Raw genomic sequence first — 16,491 nt, forward strand, 5'->3', positions numbered from 1 at the left:
CATGTTCAATCTTTACCGGTCCCGCTTGCGGCCGGCGATGCCGCCCCCGAGAGGCGGCCCTTCATCTGCTCGAATTCCTTGTCGAAGTCCAGCGTACGGCGCTGGGTGCTCATGGCCATCAGCGCCTGGCTGCCCTGGCCATCGGCGGCCGGCTTGATCCAGATCCACAGACGGCGCTCGCGGATGTACAGCATCGCGAACACGCCCAGCACCAGGAACAGACAGCCCAGGTAGACCACCTTCTTGCCCGGCGAACGCGTCACCTGCAGCACCGATGCCTTGATCTCCTGGAAGCCCGATAGTTGCAGGAACACCGGGGCCGGATAGAAGGCGGCATCAGCCAGCGCATTGATGGAAAGCTGCAGGAAGCGACCATGCTTCTCGTCGCTGCTCACCGCCGCCAGGCCATCCTTGGCGCGGGCCGCCTGCCAGAGCTCCCACATGCTGCCGTTGAGGATCTTCATGAAGATATCGGCGGCCTTTTCCTGTTCGGCCGACGGCAGTTGCTCCAGGAAGCGGGTCACGGCGATATAGCCGGACACCTTGCCGTCACCGGCGAAGATGGACAGGCCGCGCAGCGCCGACTGCTGCAGCTGCTCGCGCAGCACCGGCGAGGCGTCGCGCCCGCTGCTGATGGCCTGCTGGGCATAGCGGCGAGCCGCTTCCTCGCGCAGCGCCGGATTGGCCAGAGCGGCGCGCAGGCGCATCCACTCGGCCACGCTGTCATTGTCGTCGGCCGGGATGCGCAGGTAGCGGAAAGGCTGGTCGGGCTGCTCGCGCATGCCGGCCAGGAAGACGTCGGCGCCGTCGATGGGCAGCGACTGCATGTAGTTGAAATACTCGCGGGCCTGGCCGGTCTTGTCGCGCAACTTGTATTGCACACTCGGGCCGACGTTCTTGAAGTCCTTGCTGTTGGCATTCTTGGCACTGGAGCCCAGGTGCTTGTCCAGGCCCTCGATGAAGCCGCGATTGACGTTCTTGCCGACGTTGACCGCGCGTGCATCACCCGAGGTGGAGCCGGCAGTGGAGCCCGAGGCCGCAGCCTGCATGTTTTCCACATTGAAGGGACGGAAGCCGCTCCATTCGATGGTGTAGTCGCCCAGCGCGGTGGGCAGCGCAGTGGTGCCGTTGACCTCACCGGCCAATTCGAAACGACCGTTGGCACCGCCCCGCATCGGATAGCCGACCAGCTTGAGCTTGCTGCCGCCGTCCTCGAAGCTGGACTGGTAGATCGCCACGCCCTTGTAGATCAGCGGCTCGTTGACCTTGATGGTGGCGGCGGTATCGCGGCCGGTCTCATGGTCGCGCACCACCACTTCGCTGGCGAACAGCTTGGGCATGCCGGTGGAGTAGAAATCGATGATGAAGCGCTTGAGCGTGATGGTGAAGGGCAGGTCCTGGATCATCACGCCATCCTTTTGCGGGATGATGGCCGTGCTGCTGCTGGAGCCTTCCGGGATCAGCGTATTGCCGCGGAAGGTCGGGTTGTTCAGGCCCAGGCGATAGCGTTCAGGAATCTCGGAAATGATGCCGTTGCCGGCGAAGGCCTGCTTGCCATAGAACCACTGCTGGAAGCGGATCGGCAGGTCCGAGTCGAGCAAGCCACCCAGGCAGATGATGACGATGGCCGCGTGCGCGAAGATATAGCCCCATTTGTTGGCCGCGCCCTGCTTGGCCGCCAGCAGCATTGCGCCATCCCGGTCGGCCAGCTTGGTCTTGTAGCCCTTGGACGCCACCTGCCGCACCAGTCGGGCTGCGGCCTCGGCCGGCGCCTCGCCGCTCTGCCACTCGTGCTTGTGATGGAAATTGCGCAGCGACTGCTCGCGCACGTTGTCGCGCCAGCTTTTGGCGTCGCGCAGCATCTTGGGACCGTTGCGGGCGATGCACAGCGAGGTCGACAGCACCAGGAAACCCATGATCAGCAGGAACCACCAGGCCGAATAGACCGCGTACAGACCCACCTTGGCGAAGATCTCGAACCAGAACGGGCCGAACTGGTTGACGTAGTTGGGCATCGGCTCGTTCTGCTTCATCACCGTACCGATCACCGAGGCGATGGCGATCAGCGTCAACAGGCTGATGGCAAAGCGCATCGATGAGATCAGTTCGACCGCCTCTCCCAACCAGCGCTGGCGGGTCCTGATCTGGATTCCTTGGGTACTGCTGCCCGTCGTCATATTCCTGCCTTACCGGACCGGGCCTGCCGGTTCCGCTTACCTGGGGGGCACCTTGCCGGTCGGCAAAGCGATGCGAACCCGGATTTTACCGCTCCGGGAGAAAGTCCGTGATATGCCATCGGCAATAGGCGCCAACGCCATCCGGGTATGTCGGCGCGCTGGGCCGCAGCCGGACCAGCGCGACGGGCGATATCTTCGGCCAGGCGGGCCCGGAATGCCACGACCTGCATCAAGGCAGGTGAAGGCAGATGGAGGCAAAGGGAGGGCCAATGAAGCCGATGAAAAAAGGCGGCACGGGGCCGCCTTTGATATTGCCATCCCTATGCGCAATCCCGCAGATGGCTTATTTCAGACCGGCGATGTAATCGGCCACTGCCTTGATTTCCTTGTCCGACAGGCGTTCGGCAATGCTGGTCATCTGCACGCTGTTGGTACGCGCGCCGCCGCGGAAGTTGGTCAACTGGGCCACCGTGTAATCCTGGTGCTGGCCGGCCAGGCGCGGATACTGGGCCGGGATGCCGGCACCATTGGGGCTGTGGCAGCCGGCACAGGCCGGCACGTTCTTGGCGGCGATGCCACCGCGCCAGATGTGCTTGCCCAGGTCGATGGTGTCCTTGTTCTTGGCCGCGCCGGGCTTGGGTGCCTGGGTAGCCAGATAAGCCGCGACGTTGTGGATGTCCTCGTCCGACAAGGCCTTGGCCATCGGCGACATCACCGGGTTGTTGCGATCCGGGGTACGGAAGTTCAGCAACTGCTTGGCAATGTAGGCCTCATGCTGGCCGGACAGTTTGGGATTCTGGGTGATGGTCGAATTGCCCGCCGCGCCGTGGCAGGACACGCAGGCCACGATGTTGCGCGCATTGTCGCCATTGGTGTAGAGCGCTTCGCCCTTGGCCGGATCGGCCTTGATCGGGGTCTTCTTGTCGTCAGCCGCGTGGGCTGCGCTGGCCACTGCCAGGATGGCAGCAAAAACGGAGTACAACAGTGGGGAAAAGGCACGGTTCATTCGTCACCCTAATACTTATTGTGGAATTGAGAGATTTTGCCCGTTCGGCGGCTAGCTGCCCCTAAACCAAATGCCCGTCGTTTGACCTGTCTCCAATGGCCGCCATATTTTTTACTTGCCCGGCGTCAACGAGGCGTTGGGTTTCGGGCCATTGTACAATAGCTTCTCCGCGTTTTTCCCTCCTCTTTCGGATTTCCCCCCACCATGTCGCAACTTTGGCAAGCCCGTTTCTTCACCACCGTCAATCACCTGCGGGACCTGCCCAAGACCAGCGTACCGGAGATCGCCTTCGCCGGGCGTTCCAATGCCGGCAAGTCCAGTGCCATCAACGTGCTGTGCAACCAGAAGCGCCTGGCCTTCGCCTCCAAGACGCCGGGACGCACCCAGCACATCAACTATTTCTCCATCGGCGGCGCCCACGTCGGGCAGCACCGCAACGACGAGGCGCGCCCGGATGACATCCGCGCCATGCTGGTGGACTTGCCAGGCTATGGCTATGCCGAGGTGTCCGGCTCGGCCAAGCACCACTGGCAAGCCCTGCTGGGCGACTACGTACGACAGCGCGAACAGCTGGCAGCGCTGGTGATGATCGTCGATTCGCGCCGTCCCTTCACCGACCTGGATATCCAGATGATCGAGTGGTTCGCACCGACCGGCAAACCCATCCATTGCATTCTGAGCAAGGCCGACAAGCTCAACCGCAATGAGTCCACCAACGCCCTGCGCCAGGCCCAGACCTACCTGCAGAGCTATGTCGATGAAAACGGCCAGCCCTTCCCGTTCACGGTGCAACTGTTTTCCGCCCTCAAGCGGACCGGCCTGGAAGAGGCCAACGACAAGATCGTGGAACTGGCCGGCCTGAACCAGCCAGCGGCCTCGGCCGCGGTGGCCGACGACGACGTCGCCCAAGATCAGGACACACAGCAAGCCTGATCGCCGACAAGGCGACATCCTTCGGACCGGAGTAAAACGTCATGACGAAAAAAAACCCCGGAGAACAGGGATATTCTCCGGGGCGAACGCCTATCGCTAGCGCGATCGGCCCCGCTCAGGGAGGGAAGGGGAAGCGGGGGGCAAATGAATTACCCGCAGCAAAGATAAGCCATACCGAGGGAAAGTTGTTCGCCGCTCGAATCTAAGCAGGCAATTTTCCGAAGTTAGCGATATTTGCCTAGAAAATATTTCAAGATAGCGTCATACAACATCTCTTTATTGAAAGCGAACATATGTCCTTGACCGATTTCAGTTCCAATGCCGCCTACCCTGCCCTGCGCATGCGCCGCATGCGTCGCGATGCCTTCTCGCGCGCGCTGATGGCCGAAAACGTCATCACCAGCGCCGACCTGATCTATCCGGTATTCGTGCAGGAAGGTCAGAACCTGCGCACCCCCGTGGCCTCGCTGCCGGGCGTGGAACGCCTGTCGCTGGATGCGCTGCTGCCGGTGGCCGAAGAATGCGTGAAGCTGGGCGTGCCGGTGCTGGCGCTGTTCCCGGTGATCGATCCGGCCCTGAAGACGCCCGATGGCATCGAAGCCATCAACCCGGATGGCCTGGTCCCGCGTGTGGTGCGAGCGCTGAAAGAGCGCTTCCCCGAACTGGGCGTGCTGTGCGACGTGGCGCTGGACCCCTACACCAGCCACGGCCAGGACGGCGTGCTGGACGAGACCGGCTACATCCTCAACGATGAAACCCTCGCGCTGCTGGTCAGGCAGGCGCAAACCCAGGCCGATGCCGGCGTGGACGTGGTCGCCCCCTCGGACATGATGGACGGCCGCATCGCCGCCATCCGCGCCATGCTGGAAGCCAAGGGCCATATCTACACCCGCATCATGGCCTACTCGGCCAAGTACGCCTCGGCCTTCTACGGCCCCTTCCGCGATGCGGTCGGCTCGGCCGCCAACCTGGGCAAGGGCAGCAAGGCCACCTACCAGATGGACCCGGCCAACAGCGACGAGGCCCTGCGCGAAGTCGCGCTGGACCTCAAGGAAGGCGCCGACATGGTGATGGTCAAGCCGGGCATGCCTTACCTGGACATCGTGCGCCGCGTGAAGGACGAATTCCGCGTGCCGACCTTCGCCTACCAGGTCAGCGGCGAATACGCGATGATCAAGGCCGCCGCCCAGAACGGCTGGCTGGATCACGACAAGACCATGATGGAAGCCATGATGGCCTTCAAGCGCGCCGGCGCCGATGGCGTGCTGACCTACTTCGCGCTGGACATCGCGCGCAAGCTCAAGCAGGGCTGATCCTCGGCACCCGCCGGCTGCGCTGATGGCAGACGATCTCGACCTCTTCACCCGCCACCGGCCGCGCCTGTTCGGCGTGGCCTACCGCATGCTGGCCTCGCGCAGCGATGCCGAAGACGTGCTGCAGGACGCCTGGCTGCGCTGGCATGCCCAGGACCGGCAGCAACTGGAATCGGCCGAGGCCTGGCTGGTGACGGTGGTGACGCGGCTGTGCATCGATCGCCTGCGCCAGCTGCAGCAGGAGCGCCAGCACTACGTCGGCCACTGGCTGCCGGAACCCCTGGTGGACCTGGCCGAACCGGCCGCCGAGATCGACCTGTACGGCCAGGCCAGCCTGGCGCCTTCGCCGGAGGCGCTGCTGGAGCAGCATAGCGACGTATCCTTTGCCTACCTGTTGCTGCTTGAGCGCCTCAAACCCGAGGAGCGCGCCGCCTTCCTGCTACGCGAAGTATTCGACAACGACTACCCCGACATCGCCGCCATCCTGCAGAAATCCGAGGCCAGCTGTCGCCAGCTGGTGCACCGCGCCCGCGAACGCCTGTCGCGCCATGATGCCAAATCGGCCGGCGCGCCCGGCAGCGTGACCCCGCGCACCACCCTGCGCGCGGCCTCCAGCCCGGTCACTCGCGAAACCCACGCCCTGTTGCTGGAAAAGTTCATGCAAGCGGTCCAGAGTGGCCAGCGCGACGCCATGCTGGGCCTGCTGGCCGAGGATGCCCGCCTGATCGGCGACGGCGGTGGCAAGGTCGCTTCCTTCCCCCATCCGCTGGCCGGCGCCGAGCGCATCTCCTGGCTGTACTACGCCAACCTGCGCCGCTTCGGCGAGCGCATCGCCTATCGTGCAGCCTCGGTCAACGGCACGCCGGGCCTGCTGCGCTACGTCGATGGCACGCTGGAATCGGCCCAGGTGCTGGAAACCGAGGGTGGGCGCATTCGCGAGATCTACGTGGTCCGCAATCCGGACAAGCTGGCGGCCATTGCCCGTCAGCAGCTGGACCCGACCTGAAGATTATTTCGCTTCTTTTTTCCGAAAACTGTCACAACACGACACCCCGCTCCGTCTAGTGGAGGAACACCGGCGATTCGCGCCGCTGTCACCTCACCCACTGATGGAGAATTGTCATGTCCGACTTCAAGCAACGTCTGCCCCACGCCAAGCTCGCCGCTCCCGCCTTCAACGCCCTGCTCAAGGCCAGCGAAGCGGTGCACCAGAGCGGGGTCGATCCCAAGCTGCTGGAACTGGTATTCCTGCGCGTCTCCCAACTCAACGGTTGCGCCTTCTGCGCCGACATGCACTCGCATGACCTGCTCAAGAATGGCGAAGACCAGCAGCGCCTCAACACCCTGGCCGCCTGGCGCGAAATCCCCTTCTTCACCGAACAGGAGCGCGCCGCGCTGAACTGGGCCGAACGCTTCACCTATCTGCACCAGCAGGATGGCGAGAAGGACGATGCCGCCTTCGCCCTGCTGCAACAGCACTTCAGCGAGGCCGAGATCGCCAACCTGACCTTCGCAGTGGCCATCATCAACGCCTGGAACCGCCTGGGCGTGGCCATGCGTCCGCAGGTACCGCGCCGCGCCTGAGAACGCAGCGTCCGGACGAAAAAAAACGCACCCCGGTCACCCGGGATGCGTAGAACATGGTCCGATCCACATCAGACTTTCTGCTCAAAAAGGGGCGGGCGGCGCACTCACGGGCGGCGCCCTGCTGGGCGTTTCAATATCGGCGCTGGCTTACTTCCAGAGCGCGCACTTGGATTCGGCCTTGGTCATGTAGGCCTGCTCGCCGGGAATGGTCTGCACCAGCTTGTAATAATCCCAGGGGCGCTTGGATTCTGAAGGTTTCTTCACCTCCATCAGATACATGTCATGCACCATGCGGCCGTCCGGACGCACCACGCCATTGCTGGTGAAGAAATCGTTGATGCGGTTCTTGCGCAGGTAATCCATGACCTGGTCCGGATCGGTGCTGCCCACGGCCTTCACCGCCTTCAGATACTGCCCCACAGCCGAGGCATCACCAGCCTGGAACATGGACGGCATCTTCTTCATCTTCATGAAGTAGCGATTGGCCCAGGCGCGGCTCTGGTCGTTGAGGTCCCAGTACCAGCCATCGGTGAGGTACATCCCTTGCGTGAGCTGCAGGCCCAGCGAGTGGGTATCGTTGATGAAGATCAGGAGCCCCGCCAGCTTCATGGTCTTGTTCACGCCGAATTCATTGGCCGCCTTGATGGCATTGATGACGTCGCCACCGGCCACCGCCAGCCCGAGGATCTGGGCCTTGGAGGATTGCGCCTGCAACAGGAAGGATGAGAAGTCCGAGGTCGCCAGCGGGACCCGGGTGGCGCCCACGACATTGCCACCATTGCTCTTGACGACATCGCTGGTGTCTTTTTCCAGCGAGGTGCCGAAGGCATAGTCGGCCGTCAGGAAGTACCAGGACTTGCCGCCCTGACGGGTGATGGCTGCCCCCGTGCCGCGCGCCAGGGCCGTGGTGTCGTAGGCGTACTGGATGGTGTAGGCATTGCATTCCTCGTTGGTCTGGCGCGTGGTGCCGGCGCCGACCGAGATGAAGACCTTCTTCTTTTCGCCCGCCACCTTGCCCATGGCCAGGCTGGCCGCCGAGTTCACGCCACCGACCAGCATGTCCACGCCGTCGCGGTCGAACCACTCACGCGCCTTGTTGGCGGCGATGTCGGCCTTGTTCTGGTGGTCGGCAAAGACCAGTTCCACTTTCTTGCCGTTGATGGTGCCGCCGGCATCGGCGATGGCCATGCGGATCGCCTCGACGCCGCCCTGGCCGTCGAAGTCGGCATAGGTGCCCGACATGTCGGTGATGAAGCCGATCTTGATGGTATCGCCCGCCGCGTGGGCGGAAGGGATGGTCGCTGCGCCGAACAGCGCGCAGACGGTAGCAGACAGCGCAGCGCGCTGGATGGATTTCATCATGAGTCTCCTCCTCTTGGGGTCTTGGGATATTGTTGTTGCGACCCCGCAATCGAGTGCGGGGAAGGTGGAACAGGACCGACGACAAGGCGCCGGTCCGGGTGCTGCAACGTGCTGGATCAGGCGACGGTGGCGCGGGTCTGCTCGCCATCGACCAGGCGCATCAGGCCCAGCGGGTTGGCGTTCTGCAGCGGTGCCGGCAGCATCGCGTCGGGGTAGTTCTGGTAGCACACCGGACGCAGGAAGCGCTCGATGGCCAGCGTACCGACCGAGGTGCCACGGGCGTCCGAGGTGGCCGGATAGGGGCCACCGTGAACCATCGCATCACACACCTCGACACCGGTCGGGAAGCCGTTGAGCAGCAGGCGGCCGGCCTTCTGTTCCAGGATCGCGATCAGATCCTGGTTGCCTTGCAGATCACCGATCTCGGCTTGCAGGGTGGCGGTCAGCTGGCCGTTCATCTTGGCGGCGAAGTCCAGCAGTTGCTCGCGGCTTTCCAGTTCGACGATGACGGTGGAGGGGCCGAAGACTTCCTCTTCCAGCGGCGCTTCCTTGGAGAACAGCAGTGCGGCGTCGGCCTTGAACAGATGCGGCACGGCCTGGGTATAGCTGGTGCCACCGGTGGCGATCACCTTCACGCCCGGCAACTGGGTCAGGCGCGCGACACCGCCGTTGTAGTGGGTCAGGCCGCCGCTGTTGAGCATGGTGGCCGGATTGCTGCCGCCGAAGGCCGCCGACAGCTTTTCGATGAAGGCGGTCAGCTCGGGCGAACGCACACCCAGCAGCAGGCCCGGGCTGGTGCACAGCTGGCCCACGCCGACCGTGACCGAACCGGCCAGGTCCTTGGCAATGGCGTCACCGCGCACCTTCAGCGCTTCCGACATCAGGATGATGGGGTTGATGCTGGACATCTCGGCAAACACCGGAATCGGTTGCGGACGGGCAGCCGCCATGTCGCACAGGGCACGGCCGCCACGCAGCGAGCCGGTGAAGCCGACTGCCTGGATGCCGGCGCTCTTGACTAGCTGGGCACCCACGCGATCGCCATAGACCATGTTGAAGGTGCCGGCCGGCATGCCGGTCTTCTTGACGGCGCGCTCGATGGCATCGGCCACCAGTTCGGAGGTCACCAGGTGGCCGCTGTGGGCCTTGAAGACCACCGGGCAGCCTGCTGCCAGGGCGGCGGCGGTGTCACCACCGGCCACCGAGAAGGCCAGCGGGAAGTTGCTGGCGCCGAACACGGCTACCGGACCCACGCCGATCTTGTATTGGCGGATGTCCGGACGCGGCAGCGGTTGGCGCTGCGGCAGGGCGGTATCGATGCGCGCGCCGTAGAAGTCGCCACGGCGCAGGACCTTGGCGAACAGGCGCATCTGGCCGCTGGTGCGGGCGCGTTCGCCGGCCAGGCGCGGCGTGGCCGGCAGGGCGGTTTCACGGGCCACGGCGGCGAGGAAATCGTCACCCAGGGCATCGATCTCGTCGGCGATGGCTTCCAGGAACTGGGCGCGCTGTTGCGAGGTGGTGGCGCGGTACAGCGGATAGGCCTTCTCGGCCGCATCCACGGCGGCGGCCACTTCGTTTTCGGTGGCGGTCAGGAAGGGGGTCTCGAAGAGCGCGCCGGTGGTCGCGTCCACGCTATGCAGGGCGACGTCGCCCTGACCGCTGCGCTGGCCGCCGATGTAGTTGTGTCCAAGGATCTTGTAGCTCACGATGTGCTCCTGCTGGTTTCGTTGATGCCGCCCGGGTTCGGGTCAGGCATGAGAGCCGCGCCCGCGCAATGCGGGAGCAGCTGAGGGGGACTTGCAGGACAGGCCGGCCGTGGCCGCTGCCCTGCGCCGGTCATTGTCGGCCATCACATGGATTGCTGCAGCATCTGCAGGTAATCCTGTTCCGAGGCCTCGCGCGGATTGGTCTTGTGGCTGTGATCGGCCAGCGCGCCCTTGATGATCTGCGGGAACATGGACTCGCTCACGCCCAGTTCACCCAGGCCGGCCGGCAAGCCCAGGCGACGGCTCATATCGCGGATCGCCGGGCCGATCTCGGCACCGCTGGCCAGGCCCATGGCATGGGCCATGCGCGCCATCTTGTTGTCCTTGAGCATGGTCGGCGCGCTTTCGTTGAAGGCGATGATGGCCGGCAGGAAGATGGCATTGAGGGTGCCGTGGTGCAGCTTGGGATTGATGCCGCCCAGCGAGTGCGACAGGCTGTGCACACAACCCAGGCCCTTCTGGAAGGCCATGGCGCCCTGCATCGAGGCACTCATCATGTTGAGTCGTGCTTCGCGGTCGCCCGGCTCACGGGTGGCGCGTTCGATATGCGCCCAGGCGCGCCACAGGCCATCCAGCGCGATGCCATCGGCAGGCGGATTGAAGGACGGTGCCATGAAGGTTTCCAGGCAGTGGGCGATGGCGTCCATGCCGGTGGCGGCGGTCATCAGCGGCGGCAGGCCCAGCGTCAGCTCGGGGTCGCAGATGGCCAGCCGGGGCACCAGGTAGGGCGAGATGATGCCGACCTTGCGGCCGTCGTCCAGGATCAGGATGGCGCCACGGCCGACTTCGCTGCCGGTACCGGCGGTGGTCGGAATGGCGATCACCGGCGCGGTCCGGGCGGTGATGTTGGACAGGCCGCCTTCGATCAGCGCGAACGACTTCAGCGGTCCCTCATGCGTACCGCAGACCGCCACGCCCTTGGCCAGGTCGATGGAAGAGCCGCCACCCACGGCCACGATACCGTCGCAGCCCTGCTCGCGGAACAGCGCCACAGCCGCACGTACGGCACCTTCGTTGGGGTTGGGCGGGGTCTGGTCGTAGACCACGGCCGCACTGCCTTCCTTGAGCTGCGCCAGGACCTTGTCCAGCAGACCGGCATTGCGGATGCCCATGTCGGTGACCACCAGCGGCTTCTTGATGCCGATGCGATCGCATTCCTGCTGCAGCAGCGCCAGTGCGCCGTAGTCGAACTGGACCTGGGTGATGTAGTTGATGAGTGCCATTAGGGTACCGTTAGATGCAATTAAGCTGCAGATCAAGCTTCGAACCAAGCTTCGAATCATGCTGCGATTACATAGCCATGATTCATAGATGTCGCCAGCCAGGCCCCGGTCTGGAAGTGTCGACGCCGTCCTGCGAGCCCGACCTTTTCCCTCTGCGACCTGCTTTTGAAAGCGAGACTCTAAGCCATCGCCCGGCCCTTGGCTAATGAGAGCTGTTGATATGGGTATAACCAAAGCTCATACTGGAGGCCTATTCGAGGATCAACGCCATGCACAACACCCTGCCCTCCCTGGCCTCCATCACCTCCCGCCTGCACCTGCGTCAGTTGCGGCTTCTGATTGCCCTGTCCGACCACGGCTCGCTGCTCAAGGCCGCCGAGCAGGTAGCCCTGACCCAACCGGGCGCCAGCAAGGCGCTGCAGGAGATCGAAAGCACCCTGGGTGTGCAACTGTTCACCCGCACCAACCGCGGGCTGGAGCCCACCGAGCTGGGCCATTGCGTGATCCGCTATGCAAGGCTGATCCAGACCGACCTGACCCACCTGCGGGAAGAGATGCTGTCGATCATGCAAGGTCACGGCGGCCGGCTGGCAGTGGGGACCATCATGGGAGCAGTGCCGCTGTTGACCGATGCGCTGACGCGCCTGCTGGAGAGCCATCCCTCGTTGTCGGTGGAGATCGTGGAAGACACCAGTGCCCGATTGCTGCGCCTGCTCGACCAGGGCCGGCTAGATCTGGCGATCTGCCGCACCAGCATCAGCCAGCGCCCGGACCTGTATGACGCCTTCAACATCCATGACGAACAACTGGCGGTGGTGGCGAGTGTGCAGCATCCCCTGGCCGGAGCATCCAGTCTGCAACTGGCGGACCTGGCCGATTCGCGATGGGTGGTGTATTCGGCCAACATGCCGATGCGGCTCACGCTGGAGCGGGAATTCCACGACGCCGACCTGCGCTTCCCGCTGCACCTGATGGAAACCACCTCGGCCTTCACCACGCTGTCGCTGCTGCAGAAGAATCCGCACTTCGTGGCCCTGCTGTCGGTGGACGTGGCGCAGTTCTGCACGCGTTTCGGCATGACGCGCATCCTGCCGCTGCAATTGCATACCCGCAGCGAACCTTACCAGCTCGTGACACGGCACGGCACCATGCTCTCCCCGGTGGCACGGCTGTTCATCGACGACTTTGCGCGCACGGTGGCGCCGCAAGAGTGAGCCCGGCCCGCCTGGCGCGCCAAATAAAAAGCGCTCCCGCAGGAGTAATGCCGTTCAGTTAAGAAAAAATCGCCGCGCCAGATGACTTTGGCGCGGCGATTTTGCTTGGTTCTCTTCAAGCCATCTGAAACCGTTCGGACTGAGTAGGCCCTTTAGGGCCGTATCGAAGCCTGTCCTGAGCCTGTCGAAGGGGCGCTGCTCAGCTTGTGGCGCGCCTTCGATACGCGGCTACGCCGCTACTCAGGACGAACGGTCAGCGGTGGTGCAAACAAAGTCTGAGCGAGCTTTCGAGCTGGTAACAAGCTTAACTGAACGGCATTACTCCCGCAGGAGCGCTTTTCTCTGGTCCGGCTGACCGCTTGCCGAATTACTTGTTCGGTTGCGGGGTGATACGCAGGTAAGGGCGCGGCGACTTGTAGCCCTTGGGATATTTCTGCTTGATGACTTCCTCATCCTTGACCGACAGCGGGATGATGACGTCGTCGCCGTCCTTCCAGTTACCCGGGGTGGCCACGGTATAGCCATCGGTCAGTTGCAGGGCATCGATGACGCGCAGCACTTCGTCGAAGTTGCGGCCGGTGCTCATCGGGTAGGTGATGATGAGGCGCACTTTCTTCTTGGGATCGATGACGAACAGCGAACGCACCGTGGCCGTCTCGGACTGGTTGGGGTGGATCATGTCGTAGAGACCGGCGACCTTCTTGTCGACGTCGGCCACGATGGGGAAGCCGACCACGGTCTGCTGGGTTTCCTCGATGTCCTTGATCCACTGGTTGTGGGCTTCGGCACCGTCTACCGACAGGGCGATGGCCTTGACGTTGCGCTTGTCGAATTCGGGCTTGAGCTTGGCCGTCAGGCCCAGCTCGGTGGTGCAGACCGGCGTGAAGTCGGCCGGGTGGGAGAACAGCACGACCCAGGAATCACCCGCCCAGTCGTGGAATTTGATCTTGCCGATCGAGGATTCTTGCTCGAAATCCGGTGCAGTATCGCCCAGGCGCAGCGTCATGATGGTCTCCTTGGTTGAACGGTTGAAAACAGAAAGGCTGACTATAACGCGATGCCCGCGTCAGGCCAACGACTATAAAGTGGTATCCAAATAACGCAGCGCAATGATTTCTACAGGTTTTGCAGCGTGGACATGAACTTGTCCGCATCCTGGTAACCGATCACGCGGCGTTGTACCAGCTCGCGTCCGTCAGCATCGAAAAACATGATCCCGGGCGGACCGAAGAGATTGAAGCGCTTGAGCATGGCGCGGTCATCGGCATTGTTGGCAGTCACATCGATCTGCAGCAGCAGCATCTGGCCGAAGCGTCCCTTCACGCGCTGGTCACTGAAGGTGAAGCGTTCCATTTCCTTGCAGGAAACGCACCAGTCGGCGTAGAAGTCCAGCATCACCGGACGGCGCTCACCGGCGGCATTCTGCTGCAGGGCCGCGTCCAGCTCGGCGCTGGAACGGATGCGCACGAAGTCCGCGCCGGCCACCGCGGTACCCTGCGCGCGCAGATGCGACAGCGGCGCCAATGGGTCGCGACCACCGGTCACCACGCTGACCAGTTGCAGCAGACCCAATGTGACCACTGCCAGGCCGAGTCCACGTGCGATCCAGCCTGCCGGGCGGGACCACAGCAGGAAGGCGCCATAGCCGATGCCCAGCATCGCCCAGCCCGCCATCTGCAGCCAGGACGGGATCACCGGCGAAACCATCCACAGCGCCGTACCCAGCATGAGCACGCCAAAGAAGCGCTTGACCGCATCCATCCAGGCGCCGGCGCGCGGGAGCAGGGCGCCAGCAGACGCACCGATGAGCAGCAGCGGTACGCTCATGCCGGCGGCCATCGCAAACAGGGCGCTACCGCCCAGCACCACGTTGCCGGTCTGGCTGATGTACAGAAGTGCCCCGGCCAGCGGCGCGGCCACGCAGGGGCCGACGATCAGCGCCGAGATCGCGCCCATCAGGAACACCCCCAGCCATTTGCCGCTGCCATTGCCCGAGGCCGACGACAGGCGGGATTGCACGGAGGCCGGCACCTGCAGCGTGTAGACGTCGAACATCGACAGGGCCAGTACCGCCATCAGCAGCGCAAAGCCGGCCAGCATCCACGGGTTTTGCAGATAGGCCGACAAGCCCTCTCCCAGCATCCCGGCGGCCACGCCCAGCGCGGTATAGACCAAGGCCATACCAAGCGAGTAGGCGACCGACATCAGGAAGCTGCGAGCGCGGCCACCGCCGGCGGCAGTCTGCTGGCCGACGATGATCGAGGACAGGATGGGCAGCATCGGCAGCACACAAGGCGTGAAGGAGAGCCCGATACCCAGCACGAAGAACAGCGACAGGATGCGCCACAGCTTGCCGCTATTCAGTACGGCGGCAATTCCGTCGATATCGCTGCCGCCGGTGGCCTGCATCGCATCGCTGCCGCCCGCGCTCACGCTCTGGCCGGTCGCCTGGGGCGACATGGTCAGCTTGAGCGTCATCGGTGGATAACATAGCCCCTTGTCGGCGCAACCTTGCGACACCGCCACCACGGTAAATCTGTCCACAGCGCCGCTGACCGGCATGCGGGCCGTCACCGATTGGTGATAGGTCTCCACTTCCTTCTGGAAGTTGTCGTCATATTTGCGCTTGCCGGGGGGGAATTGCGGCTCGCCCAGTGTTGCGCCCTCGGCGCTGAAATGGAAGCGGTCGCGGTACATGTAATAGCCATCGGCGATGCGATAGCTCAATTCCAGGGTCCCGGCATCGACCATGCGTCCGCTGAGCTGGAAGGCCTGCTCCGGCGGAAGATAATCTTCGGCGGCATGCGCCACGATCGTGGACAGCGTGGCCACCAGCATCAGCAGACACTGCAGGGAGAGCAGCCACAAGCGCTGCAGGCGCCGGCCAATCCGGTGGCGCGTCATCATGGGATTCAACGGAGTTCCTTGTGTGCTTTACAGGCGTAATGGCCGGGCGGTTTCATCCTGCATCCAGGCGAGGTAGGCCGGAAGACCTGCCGTGACCGGCAGGGCGATGATCTCCGGCACATCATAGGGATGCAACTGCAGGATGGTCCGCTCCAGCTCCTGGTAGCGCGCCTGCGTGGTCTTGATCAGCAAGGGGATTTCGCTCTCACGCTGCATCTTGCCTTGCCAGCGATAGACCGAGCTCACCGGCGCCAGGATATTGACGCAGGCTGCCAGCCCTTGTTCCACCAGGGCTGTGGCGATCTTTTCGGCCAGCGCCTGATCCGGCACATTGGCCAGGACCAGAAGCGGCTGGTTCAACAGGGACGAGGTCATGTCAGCATCTCCTTGCGCATGCCGTATTCAACCACAGACTGTGCCGGCGCGCCGCCATGCAAGATCAGGACATGCCATGAAAAAAGGCTGCCAAAAACAAAAAAGCCAGGCTGAGCCTGGCTTTTCTGCAGAGACGGACAAGCGAGTGAATTACTCAGCGGTCGGGGCATCAGCGGCGTCGCTGACTTCCGGACGATCCACCAGCTCGACGAAGGCCATCGGTGCGTTGTCGCCTTGACGGAAGCCCATCTTCAGGATGCGCAGGTAGCCGCCGTTACGGGCAGCGTAGCGCGGACCCAGTTCGGAGAACAGCTTGCCGACGATTTCGCGATCGCGCAGGCGGTTGAAGGCCAGACGCTTGTTGGCCAGGGTGTCGGTCTTGCCCAGGGTCAGGATCGGCTCGACGACGCGGCGCAGTTCCTTGGCCTTCGGCAGGGTGGTCTTGATGGCTTCATGACGCAGCAGGGAGACAGTCATGTTGCGTAGCATGGCCAGACGGTGGGACGAAGTACGATTCAGTTTGCGGAGACCGTGACGGTGACGCATGGTAATTTCCTTTCAGGTTACAGTTTTGATCCAGTTCTTCTATCGGCAGGCCAGCTTCGCTGTCCGGACCGCGGACCGGTAA

Annotated in this window: 14 protein-coding genes; 5 read left to right on the forward strand and 9 right to left on the reverse strand. The window is 63.6% G+C overall.

What is annotated here, in order from left to right:
- Positions 1–5: 5 nt before the first annotated feature.
- Positions 6–2,177: a cytochrome c biogenesis protein ResB gene (locus tag HFRIS_RS20430; RefSeq protein ID WP_006464895.1), complete on the reverse strand. Its 2,172-nt coding sequence runs from the start codon at positions 2,175–2,177 to the stop codon at positions 6–8.
- A gap of 343 nt (positions 2,178–2,520) precedes the next feature.
- Entirely contained in the window at positions 2,521–3,183 is a 663-nt protein-coding gene (locus HFRIS_RS20435; RefSeq protein WP_006464896.1) for a c-type cytochrome, read from the reverse strand.
- 204 nt (positions 3,184–3,387) lie between these two features.
- Between HFRIS_RS20435 and yihA the strand changes: the two genes are divergently transcribed.
- The 4 genes from yihA to HFRIS_RS20455 all read left to right on the forward strand — a co-directional run bounded on the left by yihA (position 3,388) and on the right by HFRIS_RS20455 (position 7,013).
- Positions 3,388–4,116, forward strand: coding sequence for a ribosome biogenesis GTP-binding protein YihA/YsxC (gene yihA, locus HFRIS_RS20440; RefSeq protein WP_006464897.1), 729 nt, complete (start codon positions 3,388–3,390; stop codon positions 4,114–4,116).
- Positions 4,117–4,409: 293 nt separating this feature from the next.
- On the forward strand, positions 4,410–5,429 hold the full coding sequence (gene hemB / locus HFRIS_RS20445) for a porphobilinogen synthase (protein ID WP_006464898.1): 1,020 nt from the start codon (positions 4,410–4,412) through the stop codon (positions 5,427–5,429).
- Between the two features lie 25 nt (positions 5,430–5,454).
- Entirely contained in the window at positions 5,455–6,435 is a 981-nt protein-coding gene (gene sigJ, locus HFRIS_RS20450) for an RNA polymerase sigma factor SigJ (RefSeq protein ID WP_006464899.1), read from the forward strand.
- A gap of 116 nt (positions 6,436–6,551) precedes the next feature.
- The gene (locus HFRIS_RS20455) at positions 6,552–7,013 is read left to right on the forward strand and encodes a carboxymuconolactone decarboxylase family protein (protein WP_006464900.1); all 462 of its coding nucleotides are present in this window, start codon (positions 6,552–6,554) and stop codon (positions 7,011–7,013) included.
- A gap of 150 nt (positions 7,014–7,163) precedes the next feature.
- Here HFRIS_RS20455 and HFRIS_RS20460 read toward each other — a convergent pair whose 3' ends face one another.
- The 3 genes from HFRIS_RS20460 to HFRIS_RS20470 all read right to left on the reverse strand — a co-directional run bounded on the left by HFRIS_RS20460 (position 7,164) and on the right by HFRIS_RS20470 (position 11,367).
- Positions 7,164–8,378, reverse strand: a complete 1,215-nt coding sequence (locus HFRIS_RS20460) for an ABC transporter substrate-binding protein (protein ID WP_006464901.1) — start codon at positions 8,376–8,378, stop codon at positions 7,164–7,166.
- 116 nt (positions 8,379–8,494) lie between these two features.
- Positions 8,495–10,084 carry an aldehyde dehydrogenase (NADP(+)) gene (locus HFRIS_RS20465; protein WP_006464902.1) on the reverse strand — a complete coding sequence of 530 codons (1,590 nt, stop codon included), beginning with the start codon at positions 10,082–10,084 and terminating at the stop codon, positions 8,495–8,497.
- A 143-nt stretch (positions 10,085–10,227) separates the two neighbouring features.
- Positions 10,228–11,367, reverse strand: a complete 1,140-nt coding sequence (locus tag HFRIS_RS20470; RefSeq protein WP_006464903.1) for an iron-containing alcohol dehydrogenase — start codon at positions 11,365–11,367, stop codon at positions 10,228–10,230.
- Positions 11,368–11,636: 269 nt separating this feature from the next.
- On the opposite strand from HFRIS_RS20470, the gene HFRIS_RS20475 reads away from it, so the two are divergent.
- Entirely contained in the window at positions 11,637–12,581 is a 945-nt protein-coding gene (locus HFRIS_RS20475) for a LysR family transcriptional regulator (RefSeq protein WP_006464904.1), read from the forward strand.
- A gap of 367 nt (positions 12,582–12,948) precedes the next feature.
- Here HFRIS_RS20475 and HFRIS_RS20480 read toward each other — a convergent pair whose 3' ends face one another.
- The 4 genes from HFRIS_RS20480 to rplQ all read right to left on the reverse strand — a co-directional run bounded on the left by HFRIS_RS20480 (position 12,949) and on the right by rplQ (position 16,409).
- The gene (locus tag HFRIS_RS20480) at positions 12,949–13,587 is read right to left on the reverse strand and encodes a peroxiredoxin (protein WP_006464905.1); all 639 of its coding nucleotides are present in this window, start codon (positions 13,585–13,587) and stop codon (positions 12,949–12,951) included.
- 110 nt (positions 13,588–13,697) lie between these two features.
- The gene (gene dsbD, locus HFRIS_RS20485) at positions 13,698–15,488 is read right to left on the reverse strand and encodes a protein-disulfide reductase DsbD (protein ID WP_006464906.1); all 1,791 of its coding nucleotides are present in this window, start codon (positions 15,486–15,488) and stop codon (positions 13,698–13,700) included.
- A gap of 27 nt (positions 15,489–15,515) precedes the next feature.
- Positions 15,516–15,863 carry a divalent-cation tolerance protein CutA gene (gene cutA / locus HFRIS_RS20490; protein ID WP_006464907.1) on the reverse strand — a complete coding sequence of 116 codons (348 nt, stop codon included), beginning with the start codon at positions 15,861–15,863 and terminating at the stop codon, positions 15,516–15,518.
- 150 nt (positions 15,864–16,013) lie between these two features.
- Entirely contained in the window at positions 16,014–16,409 is a 396-nt protein-coding gene (rplQ, locus tag HFRIS_RS20495; RefSeq protein ID WP_006464908.1) for a 50S ribosomal protein L17, read from the reverse strand.
- Positions 16,410–16,491 lie beyond the last annotated feature (82 nt).

The sequence above is a fragment of the Herbaspirillum frisingense GSF30 genome (assembly GCF_000300975.2).
Classification (GTDB): Bacteria; Pseudomonadota; Gammaproteobacteria; order Burkholderiales; family Burkholderiaceae_D; genus Herbaspirillum; species Herbaspirillum frisingense.